Raw genomic sequence first — 16147 nt, 5'->3', positions numbered from 1 at the left:
TCAAATAGAAGCTTTGCGACGGTTGTACAAACCGCCGAGCAAACCGGTGAGGCAACCGATAGCCAGGCCGCCGACATGGGCCGCGTTGGCGATTTCACCGAAGCCGATCATCGAGACCAGGCCCGACAGGCACAGCACCAGCCACACCAGCCAGCATCATCACCAGCACCCCACGGGGCAGGCGGTAGGCCGGGTTTGGCGAGAGCAATTGAAAGATCCAGCAATGCCCGAGCAAGCCATACAACACGCCGGACAAACCGCCGAACAGGCCGGGGCCGCCGTAAGCGTACTGAGCGTAGTTGGAGACCAGGCTGAACAACAGGGTCAGGCCCAGCAGGTTGATACTGCCCTGGCGCACTTCGATGCGCCGGCCCAGCTCCCAGTACCACATGCCGTTCATGGCCAGGTGCAGGATGCCGAAGTGGATCAGCATCGGCGTGACCAGCCGCCACCATTGGCCCGATGCCAGAGTGTCGGCCAGCGGCGTGAACTGGATGTACTCGCCCATGATGCGAAACGGCAGGAAGGTCAGCCAGGCCATGGCTTGCAGGTTGTCACCGAGCAAGGTCACGGCGCCGACGATGATGCTCGCCAGCAACACCAACGCCGTCACCGGGCTGTGGCGCACTTGCTGCACAAGGCTTGGGCGGGTCGCCGGCGCTTGCGGCTGTTCGGGAATGTCCAGCTGCTGGTCCGGGTCGCCGGCGGGAAAGCGCTGGTACAACACGCGCACGTCGTCGCTGATGGTTTCGGGCACCCACAGCACTTGCTCGCCCGCTTCCTCGCTGACGCGATGGGGCACTTGCATGCGTTGCAACAGTTGGACGAAACCGCCCAGGTCGACGCTCAGGGGCAAGCGCAATACAGCCACGGTAGTCATTGGATTACCTCGGGTCGCTCAACGTCGACCCAGACAAATTTGTGCGGATCCAGGCGGGTTTCCTGATCCAGGCGATAAGCCACCAGCTTGCCGTACAGCACGGCGCTGTAGTCCAGGCAGGCCAGGTTCTCGCGGATCGGGGCCGGTTTGCCGCTGCGCCAGTAATGGCCGACGAACAACAACGGCTCATCGACGCCGTAGCGCAACAAGGAATTCTTTTCAGTGGATGACAGCGGCGTACGTGCCACCGGATCAGGCAGCGCGTCGGGCTGGAACACGATGTCGCCGTAGGTTTTCGGGTCGTCTTCCCAGAATTTGGTGCGGAAGAACGAACGCGTCAGCCCATCGCCGCCGGTCAGCGTCAAGCCATCCGGCAGGCGCATATCGGTACCGCGCAGCAGGCGGTCAAAGGCGTTGCAGGCAAAACTGCCGGGCACGGCGGCGGACTGCAGGAAATGCGGGTCAATGCAGCCGTCCGGGAACGTCGCGCGCAGCGGCGCGATAAAGCCGTCATCCCAGCACGCATGCACCACGCGGAAACGTCCGGCATCGACAAACAATGGCATGTCGTAGAACCAGCCAAGGAAGTCGTGCCAGTCGGCCGGGTGGTGCTCGAACTGGGTCAGGGTTTCGTGGATCAACCGCGCATGCCGTGGGTTGTGCTCACGCACAAATTGCTTGCCACTGCCGGGGGGCGCGAGGGTAGTCCAGCCGAGGGCGTTGAACTCGTGGTTGCCCATGATGCACAGCGCCTGCCCGGCCTCGGTCATGTCGTGGACGATATGCAGCGCCTCACGGATGCGTGGGCCACGGTCGATGATATCGCCGAGGAACACCGCCATCCGCGACTTATGCCGCCAGACACCGCCGATCTTCTGGTAGCCCAACTGGTCGAGCAAGTGCTCAAGGGTATGAGCGCAACCGTGCACGTCACCAATCAGGTCGTAGCTACGCGCGGGATCGAGCATCAGTCGCCTCCACCCCCCAAGCGGCTGCCCCAGCCCAGCTTGGTGCGGCACACTTCGTAGTAATTGTGGTCCAGCGGATGGATCAGCCGCAGTTTCTGCGCCTTTTTGCTCACGGTGATGGTGTCACCGGGGGCGCAGGTGAAATGGTTCTGCCCATCGCAGGACACCTGCGGGTAGATCTGCATGTCTTTGGACACCACGATTTTCAGCTCACTGTTGCCATCGACCACGATGGGCCGGCTTGACAACATATGGGGGTACATCGGCACGATCACAATGGCATCCAGCTTGGGATGCATGATCGGCCCGCCGGCCGACAGCGCATAGGCGGTGGAGCCGGTCGGCGTGGCGACGATCAGGCCGTCAGCCTTCTGGCTGCACACGAACTGGCCGTCGATATACAGCTCGAACTCGATCATCCGCGTGGACTTGCCAGGGTGCAGCACCACATCATTGAGGGCGTCGCCCTGGCCGATGGCTTCACCGTGGCGGCGCACTTCGGCTTGCAGCAGGAAGCGGTTTTCCACCAGGTAATGGCCGTCGAGCACCTTGGCCACTTCGACTTCCAGCTCATCGGGGCGGATATCGGTGAGGAAACCCAGGCTGCCACGGTTGATCCCCAGCACCGGCACGTTATGCCGCGCCAACGCACGGGCGGCGCCGAGCAAGCTGCCGTCGCCGCCGACCACGATGACCATGTCACAGACTTCGCCAAGCATCTTGCGCGACGAGGTTTGCAGGCCATGGCCCGGGAGGATTTCGGCGATGGTATCTTCGAGGATCACATGCAGGTGGCGTTCCAGCAGGAATTTTTTCAGCCGGCGGACGGTGTCCAACACCTGGGTACTGCCCAGGCGACCGATAATGCCGATATTGCGAAATTGCTCCATGGGGCTCCTGCGGGATGTGCGGTGTGGCGGAAAACCGCGATTATGGGCGAAAGGCCGCCCCAGGCAAAACCCTTTGTCGCCGCGAAGCCTTGATGACAATGGTTCTCAGCCACCCGTGCGACACTTAAGCGGCTATGCTCGGACCATGACTGTGTTCCCGGATCTGCACAACCTGCCCCGCCAGTTGCGCCACCCTGAGGTGCGCGATCTCGCGTGGGTGATGCTCGCCCCGCCGATGCTCGCGCAGACACCGTGGCCGCAACGCCATCCGTTGGCCGGTAGCGATTGGGTACAAGCGCCCGATTTGCTTGAGCGCTGGCTGCGTAACCTCGATCAAGACAGCCACGCCTTGCAACACTGGCTGAGCCTGTCCCGCTCCCGGCGCCTAGGCCTGTATTACGAGCGATTATGGCAATTCGCCGTACAACATGCGCCGGGCGTGGAACTGCTGGCCGCCAACCTGCCCATCCGCCGTGGCGGGCATACCCTCGGTGAACTGGATATGCTGCTGCGCGACCGTGACGGCGTGCATCACCTGGAGCTGGCGATCAAACTCTACCTCGGGCCGCAGGATGGAAACGGCCAGGACAGCGCCTTGTGGCTGGGGCCTGGGTGCCATGACCGGCTGGACCGAAAATTGGCCCACTTGGCCCAGCATCAACTGCCCATCTCCGCACGCCCGGAAAGCCGCGAAGTGCTCGCGGCACTGGATATCCAGCAATTCGACGCGCATCTATGGCTGGGCGGGTACTTGCTCTATCCCTGGCCAGGCCAGGCCCAAGCCCCGGTTGGCGCCCATCCGCAGCACCTGCGGGGCCGCTGGCTGCATCAACGGGATTGGCCAGACTTTGTCAGCACCAGCGCGCCAGGCCGCTGGCAACCCCTACCCCGCCATGCATGGCTGGCGCCGGCGCACTATGGTGCGAGTGATGTGTGGAGTGAAGCGCAGATGCAAGGCTGGCTGGCAGCACTTGATCCGATGGCGCCGGCGCAGTTGTTGGTGCGGATGGTGCAGGTGGGTGAGAATTGGGAAGAGGCGGAGCGGTTGTTTTTGGTGGCGGATCTTTGGCCGGATGTGCCGGAGGGTGGCTGACAATTCAGTGGTGAGCTTTTTGGCCCCATCGCAGGCAAGCCAGCTCCCACCGTGGATCGGCGGCGTGGCCAAGGGTGGGAACTGGCTTGCCTGGGGCGGCGTCATCCTATCCATTAGGGAAACTCCACTTCGCGCAACGGGTGCATGCTTTCCGGGACCGGAAGGGTTAGTCCTTTGGCATCCGTCTTCCACTTGTTTATTCGGCCATCTTTACCGACCAATCGATAGTCATAGGTCGGCAACTTGTTCCCCCATTCGTCCACAATGAGGTACTGCCCGAAACCGGGTTTGTCCGGGACGGGGAGCCATTCGGGTAATAACTGTGGGCGGCGGTCTGGGCACTTGTGGTAGGTCCAGGGGGAAAGGCAATCGCCGGCGCGGCCGGTGCGTAGGCTTTGGAGTTTTAGGAAGTCGGGTTGTGATCGACCGTCGGCTACGACAGTGCCGTCGGGATAGGTGAAGGCCGTGTGGTTACCTTCTTTCTTCTCCTTTGGTTGTGTGGAGAAAACAGTAAATGCCGAATGCAATATGGGCTCGAAGTACACAGTGCGTGCTTTCAACGCTTGATACTTAAGATAAATACCACCCTCTCCTGCAAGACTAATACGCTTGTGATACCCCCCCAGAAAAGCCTCTTTAACCCAAGGGTAGTAGTCCCTCTTGATCGTCAGATCTCCATCAACTTTGAAATCAGGACCACCTCTTGGTGAATTGTTGTAGTCGAATATCACGATTACCCCGCCCCCCGCGCCAGCGGTCACGTACTCACCAAAACGCGTCGGATCCGCATAGACCACACCAAAGGTCGCGTTCGCCAGATGCCAGCGACACGCACCGCCGCCATCCTTTGGCAGTTCCACCTGATAGATATCGCTTTGTCCTTGGCGCTCCAACTCCTTGTAAACCGAGTGATAGCCATCTCTTTCAGTGCGCTGGCCACTCGCTCCCAAGCTGATGCGCTTACAGGTAGCCGAGCGATACATGACCCACACGGTTTCGGTTTTCAGTTCCTTGGGCAGTTTCACCATGATGGTAATCTTTTCGCTGTCAGCAGGCGGTGAGAGGCTGTAGTCCTGACGGCAACCACTTAGGCCAAAAAACAGTGCGCATAGAACCAGAGACATGCGATAGAGCATAGCAATGCCCCTTCGGGTATCAATGAATGCGATGGTTGAATTTCGCTTTGGCAACTTCACCCAGTCCATTAGGGAAACTCCACTTCGCGCAACGGGTGCATGCTTTCCGGGACCGGGTGGGTTAGCCCGTTGGCATCCGTCTTCCACTTGTTTATTCGGCCATCCTTACCGACCAACCGATAGTCATAGGTCGGCAACTTGTTCCCCCATTCGTCCACAATGAGGTACTGCCCGAAACCGGGTTTGTCCGGGACGGGGAGCCATTCGGGTAATAACTGTGGGCGGCGGTCTGGGCACTTGTGGTAGGTCCAGGGGGAAAGGCAATCGCCGGCGCGGCCGGTGCGTAGGCTTTGGAGTTTTAAGAAGTCGGGGTTGGAGCGGCCATCGGCTACGACACTGCCGTCGGGATAGGTGAACGCTGTGTAGTTACCTTCCTTTATCTCCTTTGGTTGTGCAGATAAAACGCGAAAGTCCGAATGCAGTATGGGCTCGAAATAGATATGGCGAGCCTGCAACGCTTGGTACTTCAGATATATACGGCCCTCCCCCGCCAGACTGATGTGTTTTTTATAACCGCCTATAAATGCTTCACTCAACCAAGGGTAATAATCCTTCCGGATTCTCAGATCCCCATCGACGATGAAGTCCGCCCCACCCCGTGGTGAATTATTGTGGTCGAATATCACAACGACACCGCCGCCGCCCCCCCAAATCACGTTCTCACCAAAACGGGTCAGGTCGGCATACTCCACGCCAAAGGTCACATTCGCCAGGTGCCAGCGGCACGCACCGCCCCCATCCTTTGGTAGCTCTACTTGGTAGAGATCGCTCTGTCCTTGACGTTCCAACTCCTTGTAAACCGAGTGATAGCCATCCCGCTCGGTGCGTTGGCCGCTGGCTCCAGTGCCGATGTGTTTACAGGTGGCCGAACGATACATGACCCACATGGTTTTATTTTTCAGTCCCTCAGGCAGCTTTACCGTCACGCTTATCTTTTCACTGTCGGCAGGCGGTGACAGGCTGTAGTCCTGACGGCAACCACCAAGAGTGAAAAGAAGTGCGCACGAAACTAAGGCCAGTCGGAGAGCGCTGGCTGGGTTCTTGAGCGTATTGATTTGCTTAACCATAGGTTTTCTCGTAATAGGCCCGTGGATCGGCGATGGCATCAAAACGCTCTAGTGCTTCGTTGCCCCCATCGGCTTGCTTGGTGACACGCAGGGCTTTATCCACCAAGCGTTGCAAGTCGAGAAACACACGATTGCGCGCCAACTCCTCTTCAGGAACACGCCCGTAGTAATCCTTGATCTGTTGTTCGAATTTGCGTCGTTGTATCTGGCGTTCCAGCAAGGGTTCACGCGCGGGGTTGATGGACTCCAGCAGTTGGTTGTGGATATAGGGTTGGTACTGCGACATGAAGTGGTCGCCAATCCGCAGCACGCGGCCCACAGGAGTGTTGCTGTAGTGCGGAAAGTACCGGGCACGGTTTTCAGGACTCAGCGAAGCGTTGAAACGCCGCGTGGCCTCCTCGGCTTCTTGCTCATCGGTTTCACTGAGACTGGGGACCAGATAAAGCTTGGCTTTTTCAGGTAATGCAGCAGTGATCGTGCCGCGAATGGGTGCGCCATCCGGCTTACGATAGGCAGGGTATGCCACGATCTCTTGGTAGTGGTGTTGTTCCGCCCTGAAGAACATGGCGATCTTGCCGTGATGGCTGAACGCATCCTCGTGCTTGTACACCATGCCAATTAACGCTTGGCGTAGTGATCGTTGAAGTCCGAGTACGTTGCCAAGTGGGCCGTATCGGTCATACAGGTCGTTGTCCAGATCGGCTTCGGGGGGGACCCGCGGGATGGCATCGGTATCGTTGACGTGGCGGAAGTGCCAAAGGTCGCCCAAATATTGCACGGCGAGAAGAGTGAAGGTGCGGGGCATGCCGTAGGTGTAGAGCAGCGGGTTGTGTTTCAGCAGCGAGGCGGCGTGGATTAAGCCGAGAGCACCGCCGAGGCTGTGGCCGCAGATGAAGAGCTTTCTGTCGAGCGCCTTTTCAGGAATCGTTTCACCAAGCCCCTTGGCAAAAATCCTTCTCGCAACCTCAAATGCATCACGAAAACCTAGATGAACACGGCCTAGCGAAGTTAGATCTGCACAAGGGACCTTAGGCTCGCATAGCGCCGCAATCTCCGGCTTCACAGGACGAAAAGTAGCATCAGTAATTAGATCAGCAAGCCCCTCCATTTCAGTACCGCGCCAAGCCACTAATACCTGGGATGCACTGATAGCGTAAAAAAGTTGGGTATGCCCTTCCGGCGGATCAGCTTTAGCAGTGTCCAGAGCTTCGACTTCTAAATAGCGATCACTGAACGGCACATCCACCACAACGCAAGGCCACGCCTGACCACTATCCCAAACACGCGGCGTACGCGATAAATCCAGACATTGACGTTCGAAAAGCTCCTTCACGGAACCCAGATCTTCTTCACCCCGATTGCTATACGCCAAAATACTCATCAACCCCAGGTTGTAAGCATTCACCAGGCTGTACCCCTCCTGATGATGCAAAACCAGCGACCACGCGCGAAGCGGGCAGACTTCCAGCACATGCCGACGGTCCAACTGATCCCCGCTCACAGTGAAACCACTGAACGTCTCATCAGGAAAGTGAAACGCAGGAAGCTGACTCGGATCAGCCAACGGTGGCTGGAAGATGGGCCGCCGATCGCATAACTGCCCGATTCTCAAATATTGGTAGTCGTGACCTTTCGCAAGCGCCGCCTTTTCAACCGGCGAAAAGCCCGCGCGCTGTGGCCCATACAACGGCGTACGGTCACCTACTCCCGGACGGCGTGGCTCTGCACGTACAGCACGTAGGCGCCGGGTTTGCAGTTGCTCGGCCAGCAGGTCTGCTCCCACCCACAACGTAATGGGCAGGGGATGCAGACCCTGGAGACGAATCACCCCCTCGGCATCGGTATAGCCCGCGAATTCGGGCACATAGCCCCCACGCGAAGCTTCATTCGCCGCGCGATAAGGCAGACTCGCCAAAGGTTGGCCTAGTTCGTCCACCAACTGGAACTCGACCCAATGCTGTATCTGCTTGCCGCAAATAACGTCCTTGAAGGGATTGAGCGTATCCGTGTAATGCAATGAGTCGTTCATACCAGTCCTTGATCGGAGAGTGGTACGCGCGAGGCAGTCGAGTTGCGAATTGAACAGAGCGTCGTGCCTGCCAAGACGTGGCGAGAACAAACACCCTGTATTACGCAGGAATTCATCCCTTTACCCCTTAACGCGTGAAAGCCCAAAGAGTAAAGAGTCGCTATCAACGATGAATGTCAGAAGATTCGACTTTAAAAGACCGACCCTTCCCAATCACCCCTCAAAACCTACAAACCATCGATATGCCGGTAATCAATCCTCAACCCCGCAGCCAGCGCTTGCGCCCGCCCCAACCTGACCGGCCCGCGCTCGATATCCACCAGCAACCCAGGGCATTCCAACACCGGCAACCCATCGATAGCCTTGAGCCGCCCATCGGTAATCACCAGCAACCGCTGCTGCTCCGCCGGATAGCGCTTGCGCCGCGCCACCAGCCAATACCCGGCTTCGGTCAGTGCGGCGAGCAGCGGTGTGCCGCCGCCTGCCCCCAGTTGTTCCAGCCAGCCGGTCAGGCCTTTGGCCGCCTTGAGGCCTTGCACCTGCCATTTTGGCGATTGCCCACTGGCCGTCAGCAACGCCATGCGTGCGCGCTGGCGGTAGGCGTCGTCAAACAATTGGGCCAACAAGCCCTTCGCCTCGGTCAATGCGTGATAGCGGCGGGTGGAGGCCGAGGCGTCGACGATCACCAGCCACAATTCGTGGGCCGAGCGGCTGCGTAGGTGAAACAGCAAGTCGTCCCGCGTTTGCGGACGGCCGCCGAGCAAGGTGCCCGGCCAATTGATCGACCCCTGTTGCGCGCTGCGAGCCTTGCCGTGCCGGCCTTTCTCGACGCGTCCTGCCTTGGGTCGGGCATCCGCCCCCGCGTCAGGTCGAGGGCGAATGCCTAGGGCTTTTTTGGCCAGGTAGGGACTTCCCGGCGTGCGCCGGTGGGCAAGGCCGGTGCGGGCATGTCGCCCCATTGGCCTTGGCCGGGCGAAGTATCGGAGGGTTTGGGCGATTGCCCCTGGTTCGGTGGGCTGGCCGGTGGAGAGTGCTCCTGGCGACGATGGCGCAAGGCAAACTCCGCGACGGCTTCGATATCTTCCTCGCTGATCGCATCAGCACCGCGCCATGCCGCGTGGGCCCGGGCGCCACGCAGCCAGACGAGGTCCGCGCGCAAACCGTCGACACCGGCGGCAAAACAGCGCTCGGTGATCTGTGCCAAGGCCTGGTCATCCAACTCGATTGCATCGAGCCGCGCCCGTGCCTCAGTGCAACGCGCCTGTAGAGCGGCTTGCTGTTCGGCCCACTGTGCGCAGAACGCCACCGGATCGCTGTCGAAGTCCAGGCGGCGACGGATGATCTGCCCCCGCTCCGCTGGCAAGGTCTGCCCGCTCAAGGCCACGTTGAATCCGAAGCGGTCGAGCAGTTGCGGACGCAACTCGCCCTCCTCCGGGTTCATCGTGCCAATCAGTACGAAACGTGCCGAATGGCGATGGGAAATACCGTCACGCTCAATCAGATTGGTGCCGCTGGCGGCCACGTCCAGCAGCAAGTCCACCAAGTGGTCGGCCAGTAGATTGACTTCATCGACATACAGCACGCCACCATCGGCCTTGGCCAGTACGCCCGGCGAAAACTGCGCCCGGCCCTCGCCCAGCGCAGCATCCAGATCCAAGGTGCCGACCAGGCGCTCTTCGGTCGCGCCCAGCGGCAAGGTGACAAACTGGCCGCTGGCCAACAGGTCAGCCAGGCCCCGCGCCAAGGTGGACTTGGCCATGCCGCGCGGGCCTTCGATCAGCACGCCGCCGATCTTCGGGTCGATGGCGGTCAGGCAAAGCGCCAGTTTCAATTCGTCGGCGCCGACCACGGCGGACAGCGGGAAATGGGGGATCTCAGTCATCAGCTGTCTTCTTCTATATCCAGCAACAGGTTTTCCAACGCTTCGCGGTAGGCCCCAGGCTCTTGCCACATGCCGCGTTGCTGGGCTTCAAGCATACGTTCGGTCATGTCGCGCAGGGCATCTGGGTTGTGCTGTTGCACAAAGGCGCGGGTGTCGGGGTCGAGCAAATAGGCATCGGCGAGCAAGGCGTATTGGTGATCGTCGATCAGCGCGGTGGTGGCGTCGAAGGCGAACAGGTTGTCCACGGTCGCGGCCATTTCAAACGCACCCTTATAGCCGTGGCGCTTCACGCCTTCGATCCACTTGGGGTTGGCGGCGCGGGAACGGATCACCCGGTTCAGCTCTTCCTTCAAGGTGCGGATTCTCGGCAAGTCGGGCTGGCTGTGGTCGCCATGGTAACTGGCGGCCTTGTCACCGCTCAGGGTTTCCACGGCGGCGAGCATGCCACCCTGGAACTGGTAATAGTCGTTGGAGTCGAGCAGGTCGTGCTCGCGGTTGTCCTGGTTCTGCAATACGGCCTGCACCTGGCTCAAGCGCTGGGCGAATTGTTCGCGGGCGGCGGTGCCTTCGTCGGCGCCGCCGTAGGCATAACCGCCCCAGTTCAGGTACACCTCGGCCAGGTCCTCGCGGCTTTGCCACAGGCGACCATCGACCGCGCCCTGCACGCCCGCGCCATAGGCACCGGGCTTGGCACCAAAGATGCGCCAGCCGGCCTGTTTCGCGGCGGCCTCTTCGTCCAGGCCGGACTGGATCAACGCTGCCCGCTCGCTGCGCACCTTGGCGGCCAGTGGATTCATGTCGTCCGGCTCATCCAACGCCGCCACCGCCTGCACCGCCGCATCAAACAGGCGGATCAGGTTGGCAAAGGCATCACGGAAGAACCCGGACACCCGCAGCGTCACGTCAACCCGTGGGCGGTCCAGCAGGCTGATCGGCAGGATTTCAAAGTCATCCACCCGCTGGCTGCCGGTCGCCCACACCGGGCGCACGCCCATTAGGGCCATGGCCTGGGCAATATCGTCGCCACCGGTGCGCATGGTGGCCGTGCCCCATACCGACAAGCCGAGTTGGCGCAGATGGTCGCCGTGGTCCTGCAAGTGCCGCTCAAGAATCAGGTTGGCGGATTGAAAACCGATGCGCCAGGCCGTGGTGGTCGGCAGGTTGCGCACGTCCACGGTGAAGAAGTTACGCCCGGTGGGCAGCACATCCAGACGCCCGCGACTCGGCGCACCGCTTGGCCCCGCCGGCACGAAACGGCCGCCCAGGGCATCCAGCAAACCGCGCATTTCTGCGGGGCCGCAGGCATCCAGGCGTGGCGCGACGACGATGCGCAGGCTCTCAATGACGGCCTTCACGTCCTCCCAACCGGGCTCTTCAAGCCGCTCAAGCGGGCCTTCCAGCGCCTGCTCGATCAACCGCGCCGCATACAACTCCAGACGCTCGCGGGTGTCCCCGGCGGTGCGCCACAACTGCGGATCGATGTTTTGCAACACCTGCGGACGGCGGCCGGTCCAGGGTTCGGCGAGGGCGCAATCCAACGGATCGAAACCCAGCTCGAACGCCTTGGCCAATACCCGCAGCACACTCGATTGCGCGCCACGCCCGTCGCCACGGGGGATGCGCAACAACGCCAGTAATGTGTCGATGCGCAAACGGCCCTCGGGCGACTCGCCGAAGATATGCAGGCCGTCGCGGATCTGCGACTCCTTCAAGTCACACAGGTAGGTGTCGAGGCGCGGCAGCCAGATGGCGGCGTCGGCATCGTTGTCCAGCTCAAGCTCCTGGTCGATACGGGTTTCGCGCACCAGCTTGAGAATGTCTTTTTGCAGCTCAAGTGCGCGGCGCGGGTCCAGTAACTGCGCTTCGTAATATTCGTCGGCCAACAACTCCAGGTCGCGCAATGGGCCGTAGGTTTCGGCACGGGTCAGCGGCGGCATCAGGTGGTCGATGATCACCGCCTGGGTCCGCCGCTTGGCCTGGGCGCCCTCGCCGGGGTCGTTGACGATAAACGGGTAGATATTCGGCAATGGCCCCAGCAGCGCGTCGGGCCAGCAGTGCTGTGACAGGCCGACACCCTTGCCCGGCAGCCACTCCAGGTTGCCGTGCTTGCCGACGTGGATCACGCCGTGGGCGCCGTAGGTGTGACGCAGCCAGAAATAGAACGCCAGGTAGGCGTGGGGCGGCACCAGGTCCGGGTCGTGATACACCGCGCTGGCGTCCACCTGGTAACCCCGCGCCGGCTGGATGCCGACGAAGGTCAGGCCCAGGCGCAGGCCGGCGATCATCATGCGACCGTCGCGGCACATCGGGTCGTTATGGGGCGTGCCCCAGCGCGCCAATACCGCCTGCTGGTTGGCTTCAGGCAACCTTTTGAACATCGCCTCGTAGTCGTCAAGCCCCAGGCTTTGATGGCACGGGCGCAGATCGAGGCTGTCGAGGTCGTTGGTCACGCCGCCGAGCAAGTCATGGATCAGCGCCGTGCCGCTCGGTGGCAAGTCGGCAGGCAGCGGATACCCTTCGGCCTGCAGCGCACGTAGGATATTCAGCGCCGCAGCCGGTGTGTCCAGCCCCACGCCGTTGCCGATCCGGCCATCGCGGGTCGGGTAGTTGGCGAGGATCAGCGCGACGCGTTTTTCACTGTTGGGCACCCGCGCCAATTCGACCCAACGCCGCGCCAGCTCGGCGACAAAATCCATGCGTTCGGGCGCCGCGCGATAACACACAACGTCCGACTGGCTGCGCTCGCTGCGCCAGGCCAGGTCCTTGAAGCTGATTGGCCGGCTGATGATGCGCCCGTCCAGCTCGGGCAAAGCGATATGCATCGCCAGGTCCCGCGGGCCGAGGCCTTGTTCGCTGGCCTGCCAGCCCGGCTCGTTGTCTTGGGCGCAAATCGCCTGGATCACCGGGATATTGCGGCGAAACGGCCGCAAGTGCGGTGCTTCAGGGCTGGATTGGGCAAAGCCGGTGGTGTTCAGGATCACCGTCGCGCCCACCTCATCCAGCAGGTCCTCGACCACCGTCAGGCAGCCAGGCTCTTTCAAACTGGCCACCGCCATCGGCAGCGGATTAAGGCCCGCCGCCTGCAAGCGCTGGCAGAACACATCGATAAAACCGGTATTGGCCGCCTGCAAATGGGAGCGGTAGAACAGCACCGCCGCCACTGGCCATTCGGCGTGCCAGTCCGCCTGCCAGTCATTCAGGCGGGCGTTGGCTTTGTGCGGGTGATAAATCGCCGTGCGCGGCAAGGTTTGCGGCTCGGCCCAGGCGTAGTCGCGGCCCAGGTAGGTACTGGCCAGGCAGCGATAGAAATCCAGCGCATTACCCAGGCCACCCTGGCGCAGGAAGTGCCACAGGCGGTCGCGTTCTGGCACACCGACGGTGCTCAGGCTGCTGAGTTCCGGGTCCGGGCGATCATCCCCCGGCACCAGGATCAGTTGCACGCCGCGCTCGGCCAATTCCACCAGACGCTCGATGCCGTAACGCCAATAGCCGATGCCGCCATGCAACGAGATCAGGATGACCTTGGCATGGCGCAGCACTTCATCGACGTACAGGTCGACCGACGCGTGGTTCTGCACCTGCATCGGGTTGGCCAGACGCAGGCTCGGGTAGTCGTCGGGCAACTGCTGGGCCGCTTCGGCCAGCAGTGCCAGGCTGGAATCACCGCTGCACAGGATCACCAGTTCAGCGGGGGTTTGGCCAAGGTCGGCAATATTGTCGTCCGAGACGAAACCACCGGGCTGGGTCCTGAGCAGGTGCATGGGTTAAACGCTGAGGGCAGCGCGCAATTGCGCTTCGAGGCCCGCCGCGTCGAGGTCCTGACCGATCAGCACCAGACGGGTGATGCGTGCTTCGTCGGCCGCCCAGGCGCGGTCGAAATGCTTGTCGAAACGCGTGCCCACGCCCTGGATCAGCAGGCGCATCGGCTTGTTCGGGATCGCGGCGAAACCTTTGACGCGCAGGATGCCGTGTTGCACCACCAGTTGGGTCAGGGCGTCGAGCAGCAGGGCTTCGTCGGCTTGCGGCAGGTCGATGGAGATCGAATCGAAGGCGTCGTGATCGTGATCGTCTTCACCTTCGTGGTGGTGATCGTGATGGCTGTGGCGACCGTCGATGTGCTCCTCGGAGCCGGCGCCAAGGCCGATCAGCACGTCCAGCGGCAGGCGACCGCTGCTGGCCTCGATGATCTTGACCGCAGGCGGCAGCTCTTCGGCGACTTCCAGGCGTACGCGGGCCAGGTCTTCGGCGCTGATCAGGTCGGATTTGTTGAGGATCACCAGGTCGGCGCTGGCCAGTTGGTCGGCGAACAGCTCGTGCAGTGGCGATTCGTGGTCCAGGTTCGGGTCGAGTTTGCGCTGGGCGTCGACTTGGTCCGGGAATGCGGCGAAGGTGCCGGCGGCCACGGCCGGGCTGTCGACCACGGTGATCACCGCGTCAACCGTGCAGGCGCTGCGGATTTCCGGCCACTGGAAGGCTTGTACCAGCGGTTTTGGCAGGGCCAGGCCGGAGGTTTCGATGAGGATGTGGTCGAGGTCGCCGCGACGGGCGACCAATTCGCGCATCACCGGGAAGAACTCTTCCTGCACGGTGCAGCACAGGCAGCCGTTGGCCAGCTCATACACGCGGCCGTTGGCTTCTTCCTCGGTGCAACCGATGGAGCACTGCTTGAGGATTTCACCGTCAATGCCCAACTCGCCGAATTCGTTGACGATCACGGCGATGCGTCGGCCCTGGGCGTTGTCGAGCATATGGCGCAGCAAGGTGGTCTTGCCCGAGCCGAGGAAGCCGGTAACGATGGTGACGGGGAGTTTGGCCAGTGTTTTCATCGGATGCCCTTGGGGGCGGGCATACGGGACGATAGGCCCTGCGACGGTGCGCAGCAGCGGATTTCGTCACCGGATCACCCCGCCCGGTTGAATTGAAAAATCGGTTGCGAGGCAGGTCTCCTGGCTTGGGGCTTGCCGGTCTTGCGACCGGCGCTGATTGCGCCTTCCCGCCGGTTTGGCAGTGGCGTGGCAGTCAGATGAACCCTTTACAGTTGCGGGGGCAGCCGCGGCTTGGACCGCGTTCCCTTCTTAGCTTCGGCCTAGGCTGAAGAACCTCGAGGGTGCAAGGCTACGCAGTGCTTGGGGGATGGTCAATGATGGGGTTGGGTTGGTTTGGCTTGTGTACATATCCGTTGCTGCGGTAACGGCGGCTCAGGGTTCCGCCCTTACGGCGGGTCACTTTTGGAAAAGAGCCCCAAAAGTAACCAAAAGGGCTCTTGCCCCAACACTCGGCACCTCGCCTAGGCTCGGTGTGCCCGTAATCCGACATGGATTTGGGGGGGCGCCTAAGATCAAAATCAAAAGCAAAAGCGAGGCGGCCTAGTAGCCGACCTGATCGATGAAGCGTACGCGTTCCCCTGTGGGAGCTGGCTTGCCTGCGATGGCATCAACTGGGTGTGCCTGATGTACCGAGGTGTCTGCATCGCAGGCAAGCCAGCTCCCACAGTTGCCAGTTCCCACAGTTGTTACTTTGGGGCTTTTCCAAAGTGACCCGCCGTAAGGGCGGACCCCAAGTGGCCGTTACCTAAAAAACGGATATGTACACCACCAAAGCCAAAACCCACATCCCAATTGACTCCCCTCCCACCCCCATGCTCTCCTACACATCTTGTTTCGGGTGCCCTGCAAAGGGTGAAACGGGAAACCGGTGCGTCATAGCGATATGACCAGTCCGGTGCTGCCCCCGCAACGGTAAGCGAGCGAAACGTCATATCCACTGTGCCAGACAGCATGGGAAGGCGACGTTTTCAGGCATTGAGCCCCTCGCAAGCCCGGAGACCGGCCCGAAAAAATCAGATAACAAACCCGCGGTGGGCGGGCGCTGTTCAGAACCCTGCGTGCCTGGCTCGCGGGGTTTTCATGCGCTCGCTTCACCCTGACACCTGAAAGGGACGCGCCATGTCGATCATCAGCAGCACCTCGCACTCCACCAGCAGCACCTCTACCCTGAGCCAACGCCTGACCGCCGCCATCGGTGCGTCGATCCTCGGCGCGTGCCTGGTGTATTTCGCCGGTTTCTCCCATATCGAGGCCGTGCATAACGCCGCCCACGATACCCGCCACAGCGCCGCGTTCCCGTGCCACTGAGACCTGCC

At 61.4% G+C, this 16147-nt stretch carries 11 protein-coding genes, 1 pseudogene and 2 riboswitches; of the genes and pseudogenes, 2 read left to right on the top strand and 10 right to left on the bottom strand.

Features of this window, described 5'->3' with window-relative positions; translation table 11 throughout:
- The 3 genes and pseudogenes from PSH87_RS12170 to PSH87_RS12160 all read right to left on the bottom strand — a co-directional run bounded on the left by PSH87_RS12170 (nt 1) and on the right by PSH87_RS12160 (nt 2738).
- Nucleotides 1-880: pseudogene (locus PSH87_RS12170) on the bottom strand (rhomboid family intramembrane serine protease).
- Nucleotides 877-1851, bottom strand: coding sequence for a metallophosphoesterase (locus PSH87_RS12165; RefSeq protein ID WP_370695321.1), 975 nt, complete (start codon nt 1849-1851; stop codon nt 877-879). Before PSH87_RS12165 ends, PSH87_RS12170 begins: the two are co-directional and overlap by 4 nt.
- Complete coding sequence (locus PSH87_RS12160; RefSeq protein WP_003217892.1) at nt 1848-2738, bottom strand: NAD(+) kinase; 891 nt, start codon at nt 2736-2738, stop codon at nt 1848-1850. The genes PSH87_RS12165 and PSH87_RS12160 overlap by 4 nt, the downstream gene beginning before the upstream one ends.
- 145 nt (nt 2739-2883) lie before the next feature.
- Here PSH87_RS12160 and PSH87_RS12155 point away from each other — a divergent pair, with 145 nt between their 5' ends.
- Nucleotides 2884-3831: a DUF1853 family protein gene (locus PSH87_RS12155; RefSeq protein ID WP_305433810.1), complete on the top strand. Its 948-nt coding sequence runs from the start codon at nt 2884-2886 to the stop codon at nt 3829-3831.
- Between the two features lie 113 nt (nt 3832-3944).
- On the opposite strand, the gene PSH87_RS12150 is transcribed toward PSH87_RS12155, so the two are convergent.
- The 7 genes from PSH87_RS12150 to cobW form a co-directional block, all read right to left on the bottom strand.
- A complete protein-coding gene (locus tag PSH87_RS12150; protein WP_305433809.1) occupies nt 3945-5036 on the bottom strand; it encodes a hypothetical protein in 1092 nt (363 codons plus the stop codon).
- Nucleotides 5036-6094: a hypothetical protein gene (locus PSH87_RS12145; protein WP_305433808.1), complete on the bottom strand. Its 1059-nt coding sequence runs from the start codon at nt 6092-6094 to the stop codon at nt 5036-5038. The genes PSH87_RS12150 and PSH87_RS12145 overlap by 1 nt, the downstream gene beginning before the upstream one ends.
- The gene (locus PSH87_RS12140) at nt 6087-8123 is read right to left on the bottom strand and encodes a lipase family protein (protein WP_305433807.1); all 2037 of its coding nucleotides are present in this window, start codon (nt 8121-8123) and stop codon (nt 6087-6089) included. The genes PSH87_RS12145 and PSH87_RS12140 overlap by 8 nt, the downstream gene beginning before the upstream one ends.
- A 227-nt stretch (nt 8124-8350) precedes the next feature.
- Nucleotides 8351-9082: a VWA domain-containing protein gene (locus PSH87_RS12135; RefSeq protein ID WP_305433806.1), complete on the bottom strand. Its 732-nt coding sequence runs from the start codon at nt 9080-9082 to the stop codon at nt 8351-8353.
- On the bottom strand, nt 9007-10005 hold the full coding sequence (locus PSH87_RS12130) for an ATP-binding protein (RefSeq protein WP_305433805.1): 999 nt from the start codon (nt 10003-10005) through the stop codon (nt 9007-9009). Before PSH87_RS12130 ends, PSH87_RS12135 begins: the two co-directional genes overlap by 76 nt.
- The gene (gene cobN, locus PSH87_RS12125; protein WP_305433803.1) at nt 10005-13766 is read right to left on the bottom strand and encodes a cobaltochelatase subunit CobN; all 3762 of its coding nucleotides are present in this window, start codon (nt 13764-13766) and stop codon (nt 10005-10007) included. Before cobN ends, PSH87_RS12130 begins: the two co-directional genes overlap by 1 nt.
- 3 nt (nt 13767-13769) lie before the next feature.
- A complete protein-coding gene (gene cobW, locus PSH87_RS12120) occupies nt 13770-14831 on the bottom strand; it encodes a cobalamin biosynthesis protein CobW (protein ID WP_017738595.1) in 1062 nt (353 codons plus the stop codon).
- 92 nt (nt 14832-14923) lie between these two features.
- Nucleotides 14924-15124, bottom strand: a riboswitch (cobalamin riboswitch).
- A gap of 526 nt (nt 15125-15650) precedes the next feature.
- Nucleotides 15651-15854, top strand: a riboswitch (cobalamin riboswitch).
- Nucleotides 15855-15950: 96 nt separating this feature from the next.
- On the opposite strand from cobW, the gene PSH87_RS12115 reads away from it, so the two are divergent.
- Complete coding sequence (locus PSH87_RS12115; RefSeq protein ID WP_017738594.1) at nt 15951-16139, top strand: CbtB-domain containing protein; 189 nt, start codon at nt 15951-15953, stop codon at nt 16137-16139.
- The last annotated feature ends 8 nt before the right edge of the window (nt 16140-16147 follow it).

It is taken from the genome of Pseudomonas sp. FP453 (assembly GCF_030687495.1).
Taxonomy (GTDB): domain Bacteria; phylum Pseudomonadota; class Gammaproteobacteria; order Pseudomonadales; family Pseudomonadaceae; genus Aquipseudomonas.
This window is presented reverse-complemented; position numbering and strand designations above follow the sequence as displayed.

Coding starts and splice junctions, on each gene's coding strand:
- PSH87_RS12160 (WP_003217892.1), bottom strand. CDS start 2,738: ATGGAGCAATTTCGCAATATCGGCATTATCGGTCGCCTGGGCAGTACC.
- PSH87_RS12155 (WP_305433810.1), top strand. CDS start 2,884: ATGACTGTGTTCCCGGATCTGCACAACCTGCCCCGCCAGTTGCGCCAC.
- PSH87_RS12150 (WP_305433809.1), bottom strand. CDS start 5,036: ATGGACTGGGTGAAGTTGCCAAAGCGAAATTCAACCATCGCATTCATT.
- PSH87_RS12145 (WP_305433808.1), bottom strand. CDS start 6,094: ATGGTTAAGCAAATCAATACGCTCAAGAACCCAGCCAGCGCTCTCCGA.
- PSH87_RS12140 (WP_305433807.1), bottom strand. CDS start 8,123: ATGAACGACTCATTGCATTACACGGATACGCTCAATCCCTTCAAGGAC.
- PSH87_RS12135 (WP_305433806.1), bottom strand. CDS start 9,082: ATGGGGCGACATGCCCGCACCGGCCTTGCCCACCGGCGCACGCCGGGA.
- PSH87_RS12130 (WP_305433805.1), bottom strand. CDS start 10,005: ATGACTGAGATCCCCCATTTCCCGCTGTCCGCCGTGGTCGGCGCCGAC.
- cobN (WP_305433803.1), bottom strand. CDS start 13,766: ATGCACCTGCTCAGGACCCAGCCCGGTGGTTTCGTCTCGGACGACAAT.
- cobW (WP_017738595.1), bottom strand. CDS start 14,831: ATGAAAACACTGGCCAAACTCCCCGTCACCATCGTTACCGGCTTCCTC.
- PSH87_RS12115 (WP_017738594.1), top strand. CDS start 15,951: ATGTCGATCATCAGCAGCACCTCGCACTCCACCAGCAGCACCTCTACC.